Source organism: Microbacterium sp. NFH-22A-Y (assembly GCF_021401375.1).
GTDB lineage: Bacteria > Actinomycetota > Actinomycetes > Actinomycetales > Microbacteriaceae > Microbacterium > Microbacterium hominis.
In genome coordinates this window covers 1,080,519-1,097,726 of the sequence record NZ_JACBGF010000002.1, presented here as the reverse complement: position 1 = coordinate 1,097,726, position 17,208 = coordinate 1,080,519, and the positions used below count along the sequence as shown (strand labels likewise).

General features: G+C 71.5%; 14 protein-coding genes. 9 read left to right on the top strand and 5 right to left on the bottom strand.

The genetic code is table 11. The features are described from left to right. The first annotated feature begins 25 nt into the window (after positions 1-25). Together L0965_RS10905 and L0965_RS10900 are read left to right on the top strand one after the other, a co-directional pair. Positions 26-700 (top strand): GntR family transcriptional regulator, encoded by a 675-nt coding sequence (locus tag L0965_RS10905; RefSeq protein ID WP_101306611.1) that lies wholly within the window; start codon positions 26-28, stop codon positions 698-700. Beyond that, positions 697-1,734 carry a 1-aminocyclopropane-1-carboxylate deaminase gene (locus L0965_RS10900; RefSeq protein WP_060960490.1) on the top strand — a complete coding sequence of 346 codons (1,038 nt, stop codon included), beginning with the start codon at positions 697-699 and terminating at the stop codon, positions 1,732-1,734. Before L0965_RS10905 ends, L0965_RS10900 begins: the two co-directional genes overlap by 4 nt. Here L0965_RS10900 and L0965_RS10895 read toward each other — a convergent pair. Next, the gene (locus tag L0965_RS10895; RefSeq protein WP_101306612.1) at positions 1,688-2,215 is read right to left on the bottom strand and encodes an Lrp/AsnC family transcriptional regulator; all 528 of its coding nucleotides are present in this window, start codon (positions 2,213-2,215) and stop codon (positions 1,688-1,690) included. The two genes, L0965_RS10900 and L0965_RS10895, sit on opposite strands and share 47 nt — an antisense overlap. Positions 2,216-2,329: 114 nt before the next feature. On the opposite strand from L0965_RS10895, the gene L0965_RS10890 reads away from it, so the two are divergent. After that, the gene (locus tag L0965_RS10890; RefSeq protein WP_101306613.1) at positions 2,330-3,526 is read left to right on the top strand and encodes a PLP-dependent aspartate aminotransferase family protein; all 1,197 of its coding nucleotides are present in this window, start codon (positions 2,330-2,332) and stop codon (positions 3,524-3,526) included. A 19-nt stretch (positions 3,527-3,545) separates the two neighbouring features. On the opposite strand, the gene L0965_RS10885 is transcribed toward L0965_RS10890, so the two are convergent. Then, positions 3,546-4,613, bottom strand: coding sequence for a hypothetical protein (locus L0965_RS10885; RefSeq protein WP_101306614.1), 1,068 nt, complete (start codon positions 4,611-4,613; stop codon positions 3,546-3,548). A 112-nt stretch (positions 4,614-4,725) separates the two neighbouring features. Then, positions 4,726-5,856 carry a flavodoxin-dependent (E)-4-hydroxy-3-methylbut-2-enyl-diphosphate synthase gene (ispG, locus tag L0965_RS10880; protein ID WP_060960504.1) on the bottom strand — a complete coding sequence of 377 codons (1,131 nt, stop codon included), beginning with the start codon at positions 5,854-5,856 and terminating at the stop codon, positions 4,726-4,728. Positions 5,857-6,087: 231 nt separating this feature from the next. On the opposite strand from ispG, the gene L0965_RS10875 reads away from it, so the two are divergent. Next, positions 6,088-8,004 carry an anthranilate synthase family protein gene (locus tag L0965_RS10875; RefSeq protein WP_101306615.1) on the top strand — a complete coding sequence of 639 codons (1,917 nt, stop codon included), beginning with the start codon at positions 6,088-6,090 and terminating at the stop codon, positions 8,002-8,004. Positions 8,005-8,022: 18 nt separating this feature from the next. Here L0965_RS10875 and L0965_RS10870 read toward each other — a convergent pair whose 3' ends face one another. Further along, positions 8,023-9,336 carry an RIP metalloprotease gene (locus L0965_RS10870; protein WP_101306616.1) on the bottom strand — a complete coding sequence of 438 codons (1,314 nt, stop codon included), beginning with the start codon at positions 9,334-9,336 and terminating at the stop codon, positions 8,023-8,025. A 71-nt stretch (positions 9,337-9,407) separates the two neighbouring features. Between L0965_RS10870 and L0965_RS10865 the strand changes: the two genes are divergently transcribed. The 5 genes from L0965_RS10865 to pflA all read left to right on the top strand — a co-directional run bounded on the left by L0965_RS10865 (position 9,408) and on the right by pflA (position 15,950). After that, positions 9,408-9,998, top strand: coding sequence for a hypothetical protein (locus L0965_RS10865; RefSeq protein ID WP_223848953.1), 591 nt, complete (start codon positions 9,408-9,410; stop codon positions 9,996-9,998). 87 nt (positions 9,999-10,085) lie between these two features. Continuing rightward, complete coding sequence (locus tag L0965_RS10860; RefSeq protein WP_061782491.1) at positions 10,086-10,787, top strand: DUF1775 domain-containing protein; 702 nt, start codon at positions 10,086-10,088, stop codon at positions 10,785-10,787. A 108-nt stretch (positions 10,788-10,895) separates the two neighbouring features. Beyond that, a complete protein-coding gene (locus tag L0965_RS10855) occupies positions 10,896-12,545 on the top strand; it encodes a Mur ligase family protein (protein ID WP_101307255.1) in 1,650 nt (549 codons plus the stop codon). 194 nt (positions 12,546-12,739) lie between these two features. Beyond that, the gene (pflB, locus tag L0965_RS10850; protein ID WP_101306617.1) at positions 12,740-15,001 is read left to right on the top strand and encodes a formate C-acetyltransferase; all 2,262 of its coding nucleotides are present in this window, start codon (positions 12,740-12,742) and stop codon (positions 14,999-15,001) included. A 22-nt stretch (positions 15,002-15,023) separates the two neighbouring features. Then, positions 15,024-15,950 (top strand): pyruvate formate-lyase-activating protein, encoded by a 927-nt coding sequence (gene pflA, locus L0965_RS10845; RefSeq protein ID WP_101306618.1) that lies wholly within the window; start codon positions 15,024-15,026, stop codon positions 15,948-15,950. Positions 15,951-16,106: 156 nt separating this feature from the next. On the opposite strand, the gene dxr is transcribed toward pflA, so the two are convergent. Continuing rightward, on the bottom strand, positions 16,107-17,189 hold the full coding sequence (gene dxr / locus L0965_RS10840; RefSeq protein WP_101306619.1) for a 1-deoxy-D-xylulose-5-phosphate reductoisomerase: 1,083 nt from the start codon (positions 17,187-17,189) through the stop codon (positions 16,107-16,109). Positions 17,190-17,208 lie beyond the last annotated feature (19 nt).

Below are 17,208 nucleotides of genomic sequence, written 5' to 3'. Positions count from 1 at the left end.
TCCGCGATGCGATATATTGCATATCGTGTCTCTCTCGCTCACGCCCGTACCGCGCGCCCTCCTGCGCGACGACGTGCACGCCCGCTTGCGCGACGCCATCGTCGACGGCACGCTCGCGCCCGGCGAACAGCTGCGCGACGTCGAGCTGGCCGAACGGCTCGGCGTCAGCCGGACGCCCGTGCGCGAGGCGCTGCTCGAGCTCGCCCGCGCCGGACTCGTGACGGCCACGCCCGGCCGCTCCACCGTCGTCGCCCCCCTCGACCCCCGAGCGATCCGCGATGCTCAGGCCGTCGTCGGCGCTCTCCACGCCCTCGCCGTGCGGACGGCCGTGCCGCGGCTGACGACGGCCGATCTGTCCGCCATGCGCGACGCCAACGCGGCGTTCACCGCCGCGCAGCGGGCCGGCGACACCGACGCCGCCCTCGCCGCGGACGAGCGCTTCCATCGCGTCGCGCTCGATGCCAGCGGCAACGCGGCCGCCGTCGCGGTCATCGCCCAGTACGAGCCGGTCCTGCGTCGCGTGGAGCGGCTGCGGTTCGCCTCGCACGAAGGAGCAGAGTCGGCCGCTCGGCATGAACGACTCATCGCGCTGTGCGCCGACGGCGACGCCGACGGCGCCGCCCGCCTGGCCGAGCAGACGTGGCAGAGCCTCGGCATCCCGACCACCCGGACCACCCCGATCGAACAGGACCCCGCATGAAGCTGCACGAGTTCCCGCGCCACCCCCTCACGTTCGGCCCCAGCCCGTTGCAGCACCTGGCGCGGCTCAGCGATCACCTCGGCGGTGCGCAGATCTGGGCGAAACGCGAAGACGTGAACAGTGGCCTCGCGTTCGGCGGCAACAAGGTACGCAAGCTCGAGTACATCGTCCCCGACATCCTCGCCTCCGGCGCCGACACGATCGTCTCGATCGGCGGCTACCAGTCCAACCACACCCGACAGGTCGCGGCCGTCGCGGCGCACCTCGGGCTGAAGGCGCGGCTCGTGCAGGAGAAGTGGGTTCCGTGGGACGACCCCACCAACGACAAGGTCGGCAACATCCTGCTCTCGCGCATGATGGGCGCGGACTCGCGCCTCGACGACGCCGGGTTCGACATCGGCATCCGCGATTCCTGGAAGCAGGCCCTCGCCGAGGTCGAGGCGGGCGGCGGAACGCCCTATCCGATCCCGGCCGGCGCGAGCGAGCACCCGCTCGGCGGCCTCGGTTTCGCGAACTGGGCGTTCGAGGTCGCCGAACAGGAGAAGCAGCTCGGGGTGTTCTTCGACACGATCATCGTGTGCACCGTGACCGGCTCCACCCACGCGGGCATGATCGCCGGGTTCGCGGCGCTGGAGGAGGCCACCGGGGTGAAGCGCCGCGTGCTCGGGATCGACGCGTCCGCCACGCTCCAGAAGACCCGGGACCAGGTGGCGCGCATCGCCCGCCACACCGCGGAGCTCATCGAGCTCGGCCGCGACCTCCGCGACGACGAGATCCAGGTGCTGGAGGGCTGGGCGGGCGAGCTGTACGGCATCCCCGTCGACTCGACGATGGAGGCGATGGCCATCGGCGCGCAGCTGGAGGCGATGATCACCGACCCGGTCTACGAGGGGAAGTCTCTCGCGGGACTCATCGATCTCGTCGGCTCGCGCGACATCCCGGCGTCGTCGACCGTGCTCTACGCGCACCTGGGCGGACAGCCGGCGATCAACGCTTATCACTCGCTGTGGGACCCGACGGTCGCTCCCCGGTGACGCGGGCGAGCGGCCCGACGCCCTCGCGCCGCTCGAAGACCAGGTGGGTCTCGGTCGTGCGCACCGACTCGTGCACGGTGATGTGCTGCAGCACGATGTCACGCAGCGCCGCGGCATCCTCGACCGCGACGTGCACGAGGAAGTCGTCCTCGCCCGCGACGTGGAACGCCTCGATCACTCCGGGGGTCGCGACGATCGCATCGAAGAGCCGGCCGACGCCCTCGCGGGTGTGACGGCCGAGCCGGACGCGGATGACCGCCTGCAGCGGCAGACCGAGGGATGCCGGGTCGACGAGCACCCGCACGCCGGTGAGCACGCCGCGCGAACGCAGCGTCCGCACGCGGTACGCGCACGTCGACTCGGCGATGCCGAGATCATCGGCGAGCGCCTTGTTGGAGCGCCCGGGAGCGCGCACGATCGCCGCGAGCACACGGAGGTCGAGCTCGTCCAGAGCGGATGCGGCGCCTTGTGATTCCGGCAAGGGCGGCTCCTCACGGTCGCGCGGGATTGATGACAGCGGCACAATTCGATCACCCGATTGCTCTTTCCGCAATCACGCAGGCGGTCTGCCGCTCTTTCCTTCATACTCGCGGGCATGACGCACCCCGACACACTCGCCGTCCACGCCGGTCGTGACGACTTCGCCGCCCTCGGCGTGCACACTCCGCCGCTGGACCTGTCATCCACGTACCCCCTGCCGGACGTCGAGCGCGGCGGAGACTCCTACGAGGCGCTGGCCACCGGGGGCACGCCCATCGACGGGGGCAGCCACGTGTACGCGCGGCTGTGGAACCCCACCGTGGCGCGCTTCGAGGAAGCCCTCGCGGCACTCGAGCACGCCGAGGCCGCTGTCGCGTTCGCGTCCGGGATGGCCGCGCTCACCGCCGCCGTCCTCTCGCACACGGTGTCCGTCGGTCGCCCGCACGTCGTGGCGGTGCGACCGCTGTACGGCGGCAGTGACCATCTGCTGGCGACGGGCCTGCTCGGCACCGACGTGACCTTCTGCTCCGCGGACGAGGTCGGAGCGTCGCTGCGACCGGACACCGGTCTGGTGATCGTCGAGACGCCCGCGAACCCCACCCTGGACCTCGTCGACATCGCCGACGTGGTCGCGCAGGCGGACGGCGTGCCGGTGCTCGTGGACACCACCTTCGCCACCCCGGTGCTGCAGCAGCCGCTCCACCACGGCGCGGCGATGTCGCTGCACAGCGCGACGAAGTACCTCGGCGGCCACGGCGACGTCGTCGGCGGGGTCATCGCCTGCGGCCCGGAGTCCGCGGCGGCCCTACGACGCGTGCGCGCCATCACCGGCGGCATCCTCCATCCGCTCGGCGCGTATCTCCTCCACCGCGGGCTGCCGACGCTGCCACTGCGCATGCGCGCCCAGCAGGGGTCGGCGGCGCACATCGCTCGGCATCTGCAGGAGGACGATGCGGTCGTCGACGTCTTCTACCCCGGACTGCACGGTGATCCGCAGGGACTCCTGGCACGCCAGCAGCACGGCGGCGGCGCGATGCTCGCTCTGCGCCTGCGGGACGGCTACGACGCGGCGGCACAGGTCGCGGCATCCCTGCGCCTGTTCACCCACGCGGTGTCCCTGGGCGGCGTCGACTCGCTCGTCCAGCATCCCGCGGCGCTCACGCACCGCCCCGTCGCGCCCGAGGCGCGTCCCGCCGCCGACATCCTGCGACTGTCGATCGGACTCGAGCACGTCGACGACCTGATCGCCGATCTGTCGCGGGCCCTGGCGCGGACGCGCGAGGGTCGGCGGGCGATGAGCGTCGCGCGCTGACGCCGCCCGCCGGCCGCGCTCAGCCCTGGCTCAGCGCGGCGATCACGGACGCCGTCGCGTCGGCGGTGCGGGGCGCCTCCGCGACCTGGATGAGGTTGATCCCGTCGGTGGCGGCCACGAACGAACTCTCCGGACGAATGGCGCCGGTGCCCTCGATCGCCTGCTGCGCACCTGCGACGACGACGGGCGTCACCGTTGTCCGCGACGACAGGTCGTTCTCGAGCTGCTCCCACTCATCCGCGGCGCCGGGATAGGCGGTGATGACGATCGCCGTCATCCCCTCTGCGGACGACGAGTACCACTTGCAGTCGATCATCGTCCCGCGCGCGATCGCCAGCTCCGACGCGATGTCGGTGGCGAATCCCGACGGATACCCGGACTCGAAATCGGCTGAGTCGAGAATGCCCGCGAGATCGAGTCGGCTCCCCAGGTCCTCACAGGTGGGCGCCGCCCACCATCCCGCGCTCGGGGTCGCAGCTCGCGGAGCGGGCGATGCCGCCAGGGACTCCTGGAAGAGCGGGGCGAGCTTTCCGGCGTCCTCGCTCAGTTGAGCCTTTGACGCCGACCCCTCGACGCCCACTTCGCCGTCGATCGTGACCAGGAGCCAGGTCGTGTCGTTGCGGACCGCGATCCGGCACCCCCAACCGTCGTAGAGGTATCCCTCGCAGACCACGCTGCCGTAGCGGGACTGGGTGGCTTCCGGGACGACATCGACGGGAGCGGCAAAGCTGCGCACGGCCGAACCGCTCCCCGTCCGCCAGACGCATTCCAGGCCCCCGAGCGTACGCACGCCGGTCGAGGTCTCCTCGGAAGCCTGCCCGAGCTCTCTGCCCAGAATCGAGGAGAGCCGCGCCGCGTCCACGACGGAGGCGCAGTCGCCTCCGAAAGCGGGGCGCGCGGCCGTGTCGATCGCCGAGCTGGGGGTGGGGCTCTCGGGCGCGGAGGCCGCAGCCTCGCTGGTCGAAGGGGAGCTCGCGACAGAGCCGCCGGACGCACAAGCCGGCAGCGACACGACGGTCGCCGCCAGCGCGATCAGAAGTGCCGCGCGCCGGACGACGTCCTTGGTAAACGTAGGAAGGGGGGCCATGAACCCATCGTGGCACGCGCACGATTCGTCGCTCGAACGGAGCCCACAACGATCTGGTCACGCCCATGCCGATGGCGGCATATGGTGCGCCGCCGAGGAAGAGGGACCGCCGTCAGGCCGTGACGACCTGCGCCGTTCCGAGCGGGGCGTCGGGGCCCATCTCGTCGGCGATGCGGTTGGCCTCTTCGATCAGGGTGGCCACGATCTCGGCCTCCGGGACGGTCTTGATGACCTCGCCCTTGACGAAGATCTGTCCCTTGCCGTTGCCGGACGCGACGCCGAGGTCGGCCTCGCGCGCCTCACCGGGGCCGTTGACGACGCAGCCCATGACGGCGACGCGCAGCGGCACGGTCATGTCCTTGAGGCCTTCGGTGACGTCGTTGGCGAGGGTGTAGACGTCGACCTGCGCCCGCCCGCACGACGGGCACGAGACGATCTCGAGCTTGCGCTCGCGGAGGTTCAGCGACTGCAGGATCTGGTGACCCACCTTGACCTCTTCGGCCGGCGGCGCCGACAGCGAGACGCGGATCGTGTCGCCGATGCCCTCGCCGAGCAGGATGCCGAAGGCGGTCGCGCTCTTGATCGTGCCCTGGAACGCGGGACCGGCCTCGGTCACACCGAGGTGCAGGGGCCAGTCGCCCCGCTCGGCGAGCATGCGGTAGGCCTTCACCATGACGATCGGGTCGTTGTGCTTCACCGAGATCTTGAAGTCGTGGAAGTCGTGCTCCTCGAACAGCGAGGCCTCCCAGACGGCGCTCTCCACGAGCGCCTCCGGAGTCGCCTTGCCGTACTTCTCCAGCAGCCGCTTGTCGAGCGAGCCGGCGTTCACGCCGATGCGCAGCGACACACCGGCATCCTTCGCCGCCTTCGCGATCGCGCCGACCTGGTCGTCGAACTTGCGGATGTTGCCCGGGTTCACACGCACCGCGCCGCAGCCCGCGTCGATGGCCTGGAAGACGTACTTGGGCTGGAAGTGGATGTCGGCGATCACGGGGATCTGACTCTTCTTCGCGATGATGTGCAGCACATCCGCGTCATCCTGGCTCGGGACGGCGACGCGCACGATCTCGCAGCCGGATGCCGTGAGCTCCGCGATCTGCTGGAGCGTGGCGTTGATGTTGGTCGTGGGCGTCGTGCACATCGACTGCACGCTCACGGGCGCGTCGCCACCGACGAGCACCTTCCCGACCTTGATCTGACGGCTCTTGCGGCGCGGGGCGAGGACGTCCGGCACACGCGGCATCCCGATGTTCACTGCTGGCACTGCACCAGCCTACGCCGCACGGGCCGCGCGGGGGCGGTGCGAAGAGGCGCACCGTTGGTTCTGATATCGTGACCGCATGTTCGCGAACACCTCCTGGTGGCCCACCCGCTGAGGCGGTGTGCTCGCGACCCACGACCACAGACCGCCCTCGAGGCGGTCTTTTCGTTCCCGGACGAACCCAGCCCGCCCGACCTGAAGAAAGGCCCGGCGATGACCCCGAGCCCCGCCCTCCTGGAGTCCGTGCTGCGCGCGGATCGCCCCTTCGCCCTGATCGCGCGGGATCCCGACACCGTCGAGCTGCTCGTCGGCGATGTCGTCGACGTCGCCCTGCTCGCCGACATCCCGCTGAGGGATGCGACCGGCGCCCCGCGAGAGGTGCTGGCGCTGGTGCCCTACCGGCAGGTCGTCGAGCGCGGCTTCGCGTGCCACGACGACGGCGCGCCGTTGCGCTGCCTCGTCGTCGAGGAGCACACCACGCTCCCCCGCGCCGACGTGCTGGCGGCGCTGCCCACCGCGGCGGTGCCGCTGGCCGACGCCGGGTTCGACATCTCCGACGACGAGTACGCCGCGATCGTGCGCACCGTCATCGCCGATGAGATCGGTCGCGGCGAGGGCGCGAACTTCGTCATCCGGCGCGACTTCACGGCATCCGTCGACACCGATGCCCTCACCGCCGGCCTGACCTGGTTCCGCGCTCTGCTCGAACACGAGCGCGGCGCCTACTGGACCTTCCTCGTCTCCACCCCCGGCCACCTCGCGGTCGGGGCGAGCCCGGAGGCGCACGTGAGCGCGCAGGCCGGGGCTCCCGCCGGGCCCGGCCACAGCACGGTGACGATGAACCCGATCTCCGGCACGTTCCGCCACCCGGCCGGCGGGGCCACGGCAGAGACCCTGACGGAGTTCCTCTCGTCCACCAAGGAGACCGAAGAGCTCTTCATGGTGGTCGACGAGGAGCTCAAGATGATGAGCGCCGTCTGCAGCGACGGGGGCCGCATCACCGGTCCGCATCTCAAGGAGATGTCGCGGTTGACGCACACCGAGTACATGCTGCGCGGGACGAGCACGATGGATCCGCGGGACATCCTGCGCGAGACGATGTTCGCCCCGACGGTCACCGGATCGCCCATGCAGAACGCGTGCACCGTCATCCAGCGACACGAACGCGCTCCGCGCGGCTACTACTCGGGCGTCGCCGCACTGTTCACGCCCACGCCCGGCGGCGGACACGACCTCGACGCGCCGATCCTCATCCGCACGGCGTATCTCGTCGACGGCACGCTGCGCGTGCCGGTCGGCGCGACGCTCGTGCGTCACTCCGATCCCGACGGCGAGGTCGGTGAGACCCATGGAAAGGCCGCGGGCGTGCTGGGCGCCATCGGCGCGGTCGCCCGCGACGTCGTCGCGGAGGCGAGCGCGCTCGACGAAGACGCGCCCGCCGCCCGGCCTCCCCGCCTCGCCGACGCGCCCGAGATCGCCGCACTGCTGGCCGCGCGCAACGAACGCCTCGCGTCGTTCTGGCTCGAGCCGCAAGCCGGCGAGATCGCGGGACCGTACTCCGGGCGCACCGCGGTCGTCGTCGACGCCGAAGACCGCTTCACGACGATGCTCGCGCACCAGCTGCGCCACCTCGGCTTCGCGGTCTCGATCCTCCCGTGGAACGACGCGGATGCCGCGGCCCTCGCGGCCGCCGACCTGGTGGTCGCCGGGCCCGGACCCGGCGACCCGCGTGACGACGCCAACGCACGGATCCGGACGATGCGCGCCGTCGTGGCCGACCGGCTGGAGAGCGGCCGCCCCCTGCTGGCCGTCTGCCTGAGCCACCAGATCCTCGCCGATCGGCTCGGCATCTCCCTGGCCCCGTTGGACGCGCCGCATCAGGGCCTGCAGAAGACGGTCGACGTCTTCGGGGTGCCGGCGTCCATCGGCTTCTACAACACCTTCACGGCGCGTGTCGAGCCGGGCACCGACGAGATCGGCCGGACGCGGATCTCGGCCGACCCGGCATCCGGCGACGTCTACGCGCTCCGCGGGCCGGGCTACGCCTCGGTGCAGGGCCACCTCGAGTCGATCCTGTCGCGCGACGGGCTGCGGACCCTCGAGAGCCTCATCGCCGACGCGCTGTCCTGAACCGGGGCGCGAGGACGCTCAGCCGAAGATCTTCATCGGGTTGACGATGTCGGCCAGGATGAGGATGCCGCCCATCACGATGAGCGCGATGACGACGACGAAGGTGACCGGCACGAGCCGTGTCGCGTCCACGGGAGCGGGCGGCGGCCGCCGCCACAGCTTCGCCCAGGCCCGCTTGAGTCCGTCCCAGAGCGCGACGACGACGTGCCCGCCGTCCAACGGGAGCAACGGGATGAGGTTGAAGACGAACAGCGCGAGGTTGAGCGATCCGAGCAGACCGAGGATCGTGGCCACCCGGTCGAGGACGGGCGCGTCGATGGCCGCCGCCTCTCCGGCGAGCCGGCCCACGCCGACGACCGAGAGCGGGCCGTTGGGATCGCGCGGCGCCCCCGTGACCAGGTCGGAGGCCGTCTGGTAGACCCGGACCGGGAGCTGCCACATGATGCCGGCGACCTGGCCGGCCTGCTGCAGCGCGGCGGCGGGCCCGTCCCACAGCGGCTGGCGCACATAGGCGGTCGCGGCCGTCATCCCGACGAAGCCGACCTCCGCGGTCACCGCCGTGCCGTCCGGACCCGCGATCTGGCGCTGCGCGAGCATCGGCGTCACGCGCAGGGTCTGCTCGACGCCGTCGCGACGGACGACGACGTCGATCGTGCGGTTCGGGGCGGCCTGGATGATCGCCGACGCCTCCTCGAAGGTGGCGACGGGGGTCCCGTCGACCGACACGAGCTCGTCGCCGGGGCGAAGGCCCGCCGCCGCGGCCGGCGACTGCGGGTCGTCCGCGGTGCAGGCGGTCTGGGTGGAGCCGGCAGGCAGGACGCATTCGTTGACGGCGGCGACCGTCGTGGTGGCCGTCTGCACCCCGATCCCGCTGAACACGATGGCGAACAGCAGCATCGCGAGCAGCAGGTTCATGACGGGGCCGCCCAGCATGATGACGACCCGCTTCCACACGGGCAGCGCGTGGAACGTGCCCGTGCTGTCGTCTCCGGCGATCGTCTCGTCATTGGCGGCGCGGGCGTCCTGCACCATCGTGGCGAAGAACCCGCCCCCTGCCTTGCCCGCGGCACCGCCCACCGCGGCGCGGGCACGCGACCGCGGGTACACCCCCGCCATCGAGATGTAGCCGCCCAACGGCACGGCCTTCACGCCGTACTCGGTCTCGCCGAAGCGACGCGACCACAGCGTCGGTCCGAAGCCCACCATGTACTGCCCGACGCGGACGCCGAAGCGCTTCGCGGGCACGAGATGACCGATCTCGTGCAGGGCGATGGATGCGGCGAGTCCCACGACAAGCAGCAGGACGCCGACGATGAAGGCGATGACGGTCACGAGCGAACAGGCTACCCGCCACCGCTTTGAGTTTGCTCAGTCCGCGCCCCGGGCCCCGGTAGGCTCGACGTGTGCCCGAACGCCCGATGACCCGCCGGCTGCGGGCCCTGCGCGGGACGGCGGCGGCGGCGATCGCGACGACCCTCGCCTCGACCGGGCACACGTTCGGCGGCGGGGCCGCGCCGTCGCTGTGGCTGCTGGTCGCCGTGACCGTCTTGGCGGCGCCGCTCGCGGTCGCGATGGTCGGACGACGGCGCAGCCTTCCGCGGCTGGCGGCCGCCATCGCGACGGCCCAGATCGCCCTGCACACGGCGTTCGCCGTCGTCGGCGGCGCCGCACCGGTCACCCCCGCCGGGCACGAGCACGTGATGCCGGGCGTCGCGATCGGGGTCGCGACGACCCACGCCGGCGGGCATCTGACGGCCGCCATGCTGATCGGCCACCTGGTGGCCGCCCTCGTGACGATCGCGCTCGTCGCCTACGGCGAACGGCTGCTCGCGATGATCGCGCGCGGCGTCCGTCGCCTCCTCGCCCGGGCCGCCGTGACGGCGCCCGGACCGCGTCCCCGCGCGCACGCCGCCCCGACCGACCGGCGCATCGCCCTCCCGCTCTTCCTGCTGTCCGCTCTTCGTCGACGGGGGCCGCCGGCGTTCGCACGCTGAGCACCGCCGCACACGCGGCACCCGCGGCGCACGCGCCGCCCCGTCACCGCGGCATCCCGCCGCACCACGTACAGAAAGAGCACCCTGATGACCGTCACCACCCGTTCGCGCCGTCGCACCCGCCTCGCCGCCGGCCTCATCGCCGGCGCAGCCCTCGTCCTCGCCGCCCCGCTGGCCGCGTCCGCGCATGTCCACGTGACCCCCGACGAATCGTCGGCCGGCACGACCACCCGCCTCGCGTTCTCCTTCAGCCACGGCTGCGAGGACTCCCCGACCACCGCCGTGAAGATCACGGTGCCGCAGGGCATCGACGGGGTGAAGCCCGTGCTGGACGGCGCCTGGACGATCTCCCGTGAGCTGAACACCGACGGCATCCCCACGAGCGTCACGTTCACGGCCGTGACCCCCGTCGAGTCGGGCGTCGCGGCATCCGTCGCCCTCGACGTGATCTTCTCCTCCAGCGCCGCGAACACGTCGGTCGCCTTCCCCGTCCTGCAGACCTGCGCGACGGGATCGACCGACTGGTCGGAGGTCGCCGCCGAGGGACAGACCGAGGACGACCTGGCCGCCCCGGCACCGGTCGTCGCGGTCGGCGCCGTCTCCGCGGACGGCGGAGAGCACGGCCATGACGCCTCGACGACCGAGGAGCACGCCGACGCCGACACGCACGCGTCGACGGATGCCGCGGCACCGGCAGACGCCGATCCCGTCGCCCGCTGGCTGAGCGGAGGGGCCCTGGTCGCGGCGCTCGCGGCCCTCGCCGTGGCCCTCTTCCGACGCCGCGCCTGACCCCCGGTCGGGCGGCGGATTCGACCCCCGTCGCCCGGCCGCTCTCAACGAGCCGCGATAGAGGGCACATAGTTTTCACATAACTCCATGCGCGAGCATGGGGGGATCATGACACCCGACATCGAGAGCACCCTGCCCCCGACGCTTCGCCCCGATCAGCCGCCGCAGAGGAGACTGATCGACCTCGTCGATCGCTTCGGCGGAGAGCTGCGCGCCGGAGACGGCGACACCGTGTTGCGCGGGATCACGCTGTCCACCAACGATCTGCGCCCCGGTGAGGCGTTCGTCGCCCTGCCCGGCACCCATCAGCACGGTGCCGAGTTCACGAGCGCGGCGGCCTCCCTCGACGCGGCGGCGATCATCACCGACGAGGAGGGTGCGCGCCTCGTCCGCGATGCGGCGCTGTCTCCCACGCTCCCGGTGGCCGTCTTCCCCGATCCCCGCGGCACCCTCGGCGCCATGTCGGCATGGGTCTACGGCACCGACCGCGACCTGCCGACCCTCCTCGCCGTCACCGGCACGAACGGCAAGACCAGCGTCTCGCACCTGCTGAAAGCGATCCTCGAGCAGATGGGGGTGGTCGCCGGACTGTCGTCCACCGCCGAGCGCCACATCGGCCCCGAGGTGATCACGTCGCGCCTGACCACGCCCGAGGCCAGCGAGTTCCACGCCCTCCTCGCCCTCATGCGCGAGCGCGGCGTCGAGGCCGTGGCCGACGAGGTCAGCGCTCAGGCCCTCGACCGCCACCGTGTGGACGGCATCGTCTTCGACGTCGCGGGCTTCACCAACCTGACCCACGACCACCTGGACGACTTCGGCGACATGGAGACCTACTTCCAGGCCAAGCTCCCCCTCTTCACCCCGGAGCGCAGCCGGAGGGCGGTCGTCAGCCTCGACTCGGAGTACGGGCCGCAGCTGGTCGCCGCCGCGACGGTGCCGACGACGACCATCACGACGCCCGCGATCGCGGCCGTGCCGGCATCCGCCGATTGGACCGTGGAGATCTCCGCGGAACGCCAGAACGGCACGACCTTCTCGCTGCGGGGTCCCGGCGGGCAGGCGCTGGAGACGACCGTGCCGGTGATCGGGCGGCATATGGCGTCCAACGCGGGGCTCGCGATCGTGATGCTCGTCGAGGCCGGGTACGAATGGTCGCGGATCCACGCCGCGCTCGACGGTCGCCGCATCGAGGCCGCCGTCCCCGGACGCACGCAGCGCGTCTCCGGGGATGCCGGGCCGGCGGTCTACGTCGACTTCGGGCACTCCCCGGACGCCTTCGACAAGACGCTGGCCGCGGTCCGGAGGGTCACCCCCGGGCGGGTGCTGATGCTGTTCGGCGCCGACGGCGACCGCGACACGACCAAGCGCTTCGACATGGGCCGCACGGCGGCGCTGGGCAGCGACATCCTCATCATCACGGATCACCATCCGCGTCACGAGGATCCCGACCAGATCCGCGCGGCGCTGCTGACGGGGGCCCGTGCGGCGATGTCCCGCGCCGAGATCCTGGAGATCTCCCCGCCGGAGCGCGCGATCGTCGAGGCCGTGAGCCGGGTCGGCGACGGCGACGCGATCCTCTGGGCGGGGCCCGGCCACCAGGACTACCGCGACATCCGCGGCGTCCGCACGCCCTACTCGGCGCGCGAGCTCGCCCGCCGAGCGCTCGACGCGGCGGGCTGGCCCGCCCCCGCACCGACGTGGACGGTGCCCTACCCCGCCGACTCCATCGCACCATCGGATCCGACGCGGCCGTTCTGAGCTCCGCTCGGGCTCTCTCGCGAGGCGCTTCCCCTTTGTGGCCTGACCACATTGCGGGCGGCGCCTCGCGCGCTTCTCCTGTCGACTTCCTCCACAGTCCCGTTGTGGTCTGACCACAGGTCGTATGCTGGGGTCACGACCCGACCACGGATGGGTGGACGGGCCGCTCCCACGAGGATCTGAGGAAGCGAATCATGACCACCGTCACCCCCTCCGCACAGGACACGCAGCCCGCCGCCTGGAACGGTTTCACCGCCGGCCCCTGGCAGGACGCGATCGACGTGCGCGACTTCATCCAGCGCAATTACACGCCCTACCTCGGGGACGCCTCGTTCCTGACGGGAGCGACGGCGCGCACCACCCGGGTCTGGGACACGCTGTCGGCGATGTTCCCCGTCGAGCGTGAGAAGGGCATCTACGACGTCGACGCACACACGCCCGCCGGCATCACGGCACACGGTCCCGGCTACATCGCGAAGGACGACGAGGTCATCGTCGGCCTGCAGACCGACGCGCCGCTCAAGCGCGCCATCATGCCCAACGGCGGATGGCGCATGGTCGAGGGCGCGCTGAACACGTACGGGTACGAGGTCGACGAGACGCTGAAGGAGATCTTCACGACGTACCGCAAGACGCACAACGAGGCCGTCTTCGACGCCTACTCCCCCAACGTCCGCGCCGCCCGCAGCTCGCACGTGATCACCGGACTGCCCGACGCGTACGGCCGCGGACGCATCATCGGCGACTACCGCCGCGTCGCGCTCTACGGCGTGGACCAGCTCATCGCCGCGAAGCAGGTCGACAAGCTCGGGCTCGACACGACGCCGTTCAGCGAGGAGGTCGTCCGCATGCGCGAGGAGCACGCGGAGCAGATCCGCGCGCTCGGCGAGCTGAAGCAGATGGCCGCGTCGTACGGCTACGACATCTCCGGTCCGGCGACGACGGCCCGCGAGGCCGTGCAGTGGCTGTACTTCGGCTACCTCGCGGCCGTGAAGGAGCAGAACGGCGCCGCGATGTCGCTCGGGCGCACCTCGACGTTCCTCGACGTGTTCATCGAGCGCGATCTCGAAGCCGGGCTCATCACCGAGTCCGAGGCCCAGGAGATCATCGACGACTTCGTCATCAAGCTGCGCATCGTCCGCTTCCTGCGCACCCCCGAGTACGACAGCCTCTTCTCGGGCGACCCGACATGGGTCACCGAGACCATCGGCGGCATGGGCGAGGACGGCCGCCCGCTCGTCACGAAGAACTCCTTCCGCTTCCTCCAGACGCTCTACAACCTGGGCCCGGCCCCCGAGCCCAACATGACCGTGTTCTGGAGCCCCGAGCTGCCGCAGGGGTTCAAGGACTACTGCGCCCGCGTGTCGATCGACACCTCGGCCGTGCAGTACGAGTCCGACGAGATCATCCGCCCGGCGTGGGGGGATGACGCGGCCATCGCGTGCTGCGTGAGCCCCATGCGCGTCGGCAAGCAGATGCAGTTCTTCGGCGCCCGCGTGAACCTCGCCAAGACGCTCCTGTACGCGATCAACGGCGGACGCGACGAGGTGACCGGCAAGCAGGTCTCGCCGGTCGCGGCGCCCGTCGGCGACGGCCCCCTCGACTTCGACGACGTCATGGAACGCTTCGACAAGACGATGGACTGGCTGGCCGAGACGTACGTGGAGGCCCTCAACTGCATCCACTGGTCGCACGACAAGTACGCGTACGAGCGGATCGAGATGGCCCTGCACGACAAGGACGTGCTGCGCACGATGGCCTGCGGCATCGCCGGACTCTCGGTCGCGGCGGACTCGCTGGCGGCGATCAAGTACGCCACGGTGACCCCCGTCCGCGACGAGCGCGGCATCGTCGTCGACTACCTCACCGAGGGTGACTTCCCGAGCTACGGCAACGACGACGACCGGGCCGACCAGATCGCCGTCGGCCTCGTGGAGAGCTTCATGTCGAAGATCCGCCGTCACCCGATGTACCGGGGCGCCCTGCCCACGCAGTCGGTGCTCACGATCACCTCGAACGTCGTCTACGGCAAGGCGACGGGCAACACGCCCGACGGTCGCCGCGCCGGCGAGCCGTTCGCCCCGGGCGCCAACCCGATGAACGGTCGCGACACGCACGGCATGCTGGCGTCGGCACTGTCGGTCGCCAAGATCCCGTACGCGCAGGCGCAGGACGGCATCTCGCTGACCAACACGGTCGTGCCCAGCGGCCTGGGACGCACGACGGACGAGCAGGTGCGCAACCTGGCGGGCCTCCTCGACGCCTACGTCGGCTCGCACGGCTACCACATGAACGTCAACGTGCTGAACCGCGAGACGCTCGAGGACGCCATGGAGCACCCGGAGAACTACCCGCAGCTGACCATCCGGGTCTCCGGCTACGCCGTCAACTTCGTGCGCCTCACCCGTGAGCAGCAGTTGGACGTCCTGTCGCGGACCTTCCACGGCTCGATGTGACCCCCGAGAGAAGCTGAGGACCATGGCCAGGGCGGTGCTCCGCCACCCGTGCAACACGGTACCGGCCTCCCTCCCCGATGACGCGGTGCGCCTGGAGGTCCCCCTCCAGGCGCCCGCCCATCGGCGCACGGGCGCCGGCGTCGACGGACTCGAGGTCTCCGACGTCGACCGTCACGAACGCCTCACGGCGATGCGCGAGGGCCGCCTCGGCTCCGTGCACTCGTGGGAGCTGGTCACGGCGGTCGACGGACCGGGGACGAGACTGACCACGTTCCTCAGCGGATGCCCGCTGCAGTGCCTGTACTGCCACAACCCCGACACGCTCGCGATGAAGGACGGCCAGCCTGTCACGAGCGATGAGCTGCTGGCCCGCATCTCCCGGTACACCGCGGTCTTCCGCGCCACCGGCGGCGGCATCACCCTCTCCGGCGGAGAGGTGCTCATGCAGCCCGCCTTCGCCGCACGGATCCTCCGTGGCGCGAAGGAGCGCGGCATCCACACGGCGATCGACACCTCCGGCTACCTCGGCGCGGCGGCGTCGGACGCGATGCTGGACGACGTCGATCTCGTCCTGCTCGACGTGAAGAGCGGCGACCCGCAGGCCTACCGGGAGATCACCGGTCGCGATCTCGAACCGACCCTCGCCTTCGGTCGGCGCCTGGCCACCCGCCCCGAGGGCCCCGAGATCTGGATCCGGTACGTCCTCGTGCCGGGCCTGACGGACGACGTCGAGGGCATCGAAGCGGTCGCGGCCTACGCGGCATCCCTCAACGAGATCCGACCCGGCGCCGTGACGCGCGTCGAAGTGCTGCCGTTCCACCAGATGGGCCGCGACAAGTGGGACGCCCTCGGCCGCGAGTACCGTCTCGCCGACACCGAGCCGCCCTCCGTCGCCCTCGTGGAACGGGTGCGCGCGCAGTTCCGCGCGCACGGCCTGGTGACCTACTGACGTCGGCTCCTCTCGCGAACGCGGACCGCTGCTTCCCCTCCGCGGCCGCGCGGCCGGGTCATCGACGACCGGGCCCCGGACCGGACCGCTCTCCCCCATCCCCTGTGGGCGGTCCGGTCCTCTTCTCCGCCCGGGCGCACGGCCGGGGCGGCGACCTCACGCGGAGGCGATGATCCGGTCGGCGCTCCTGCGCGCCCACGCCTCCGCCTCGGTCAGGGCGTCGCGCGACAGCATCGACGGCGCCTCGTGCGCCTCCACGGTCCGTCGCACGGTGTCGAGGATGCAGGGAAACGAGAGCCGCCCCTCGTGGAACGCGTCGACGGCCTGCTCGTTGGCCGCGTTGAACACGGCCGGATACGTCGCACCGGCGCGGCCGACGCTCTTGGCGAGCGCGACGGCGGGGAACGCGTCCTCGTCGAGCGGTTCGAACGTCCACGAGCCGGCGCGCGTCCAGTCCAGCGGCACGCCGACGCCGCCGACCCGGTGCGGCCAGTCCAGGCCGAGCGAGATCGGCAGGCGCATGTCGGGCGGAGACGCCTGCGCGATCGTCGATCCGTCCACGAACTCGACCATCGAGTGGACGATCGACTGCGGATGCACGACGACGTCGATGGCGTCGTAGTCGATGCCGAACAGCAGGTGCGCCTCGATGACCTCCAGGCCCTTGTTGACCAGCGTCGCGGAGTTCGTCGTCACGACGCGGCCCATGTCCCAGGTGGGATGCGCCAGCGCCTGCGCCGGGGTGACCCCGGCGAGGTCGGCGCGGCTGCGACCGCGGAACGGACCGCCCGAGGCGGTCAGCACGAGCCGGCGCACCTCGTCGGCCGCGCCGGCGCGCAACGCCTGCGTGATCGCCGAGTGCTCCGAGTCGACCGGGACGATCTGCCCGGGAGCCGCCCGCGCGGTGACGAGCTCGCCGCCGACGATGAGGGACTCCTTGTTGGCGAGCGCGAGCGTGCGCCCGCACTCCAGCGCCGCGAGAGTGGGACCCAGCCCGACGGATCCGGTGATGCCGTTGAGCACGACATCGGCATCCACGTCGCGGACGAGCTGCTCGGCCTCGACCGCGCCGAGCGCGGTGTGCTCCACACCGAACTCCGCCGCCTGCGCGGCGAGCGCGTCGGCGCTGCTGCCGGCCGCGAGCCCGACGACCTCGAACCTGTCGCGGCGTCCGCGGATCACGTCCAGCGCCTGCGTGCCGATCGAGCCGGTGGAGCCGAGAATCAGGATGCGGCGCATCCCGTCAGCCTACCGGCGA

Bases quoted from the DNA above. Each gene is read 5' to 3' on its own strand.
- L0965_RS10900 (WP_060960490.1), top strand. From the start codon at position 697: ATGAAGCTGCACGAGTTCCCGCGCCACCCCCTCACGTTCGGCCCCAGC.
- L0965_RS10890 (WP_101306613.1), top strand. From the start codon at position 2,330: ATGACGCACCCCGACACACTCGCCGTCCACGCCGGTCGTGACGACTTC.
- L0965_RS10885 (WP_101306614.1), bottom strand. From the start codon at position 4,613: ATGGCCCCCCTTCCTACGTTTACCAAGGACGTCGTCCGGCGCGCGGCA.
- ispG (WP_060960504.1), bottom strand. From the start codon at position 5,856: ATGCCGCGTGTGCCGGACGTCCTCGCCCCGCGCCGCAAGAGCCGTCAG.
- L0965_RS10875 (WP_101306615.1), top strand. From the start codon at position 6,088: ATGACCCCGAGCCCCGCCCTCCTGGAGTCCGTGCTGCGCGCGGATCGC.
- L0965_RS10860 (WP_061782491.1), top strand. From the start codon at position 10,086: ATGACCGTCACCACCCGTTCGCGCCGTCGCACCCGCCTCGCCGCCGGC.
- L0965_RS10855 (WP_101307255.1), top strand. From the start codon at position 10,896: ATGACACCCGACATCGAGAGCACCCTGCCCCCGACGCTTCGCCCCGAT.
- pflB (WP_101306617.1), top strand. From the start codon at position 12,740: ATGACCACCGTCACCCCCTCCGCACAGGACACGCAGCCCGCCGCCTGG.
- pflA (WP_101306618.1), top strand. From the start codon at position 15,024: ATGGCCAGGGCGGTGCTCCGCCACCCGTGCAACACGGTACCGGCCTCC.
- dxr (WP_101306619.1), bottom strand. From the start codon at position 17,189: ATGCGCCGCATCCTGATTCTCGGCTCCACCGGCTCGATCGGCACGCAG.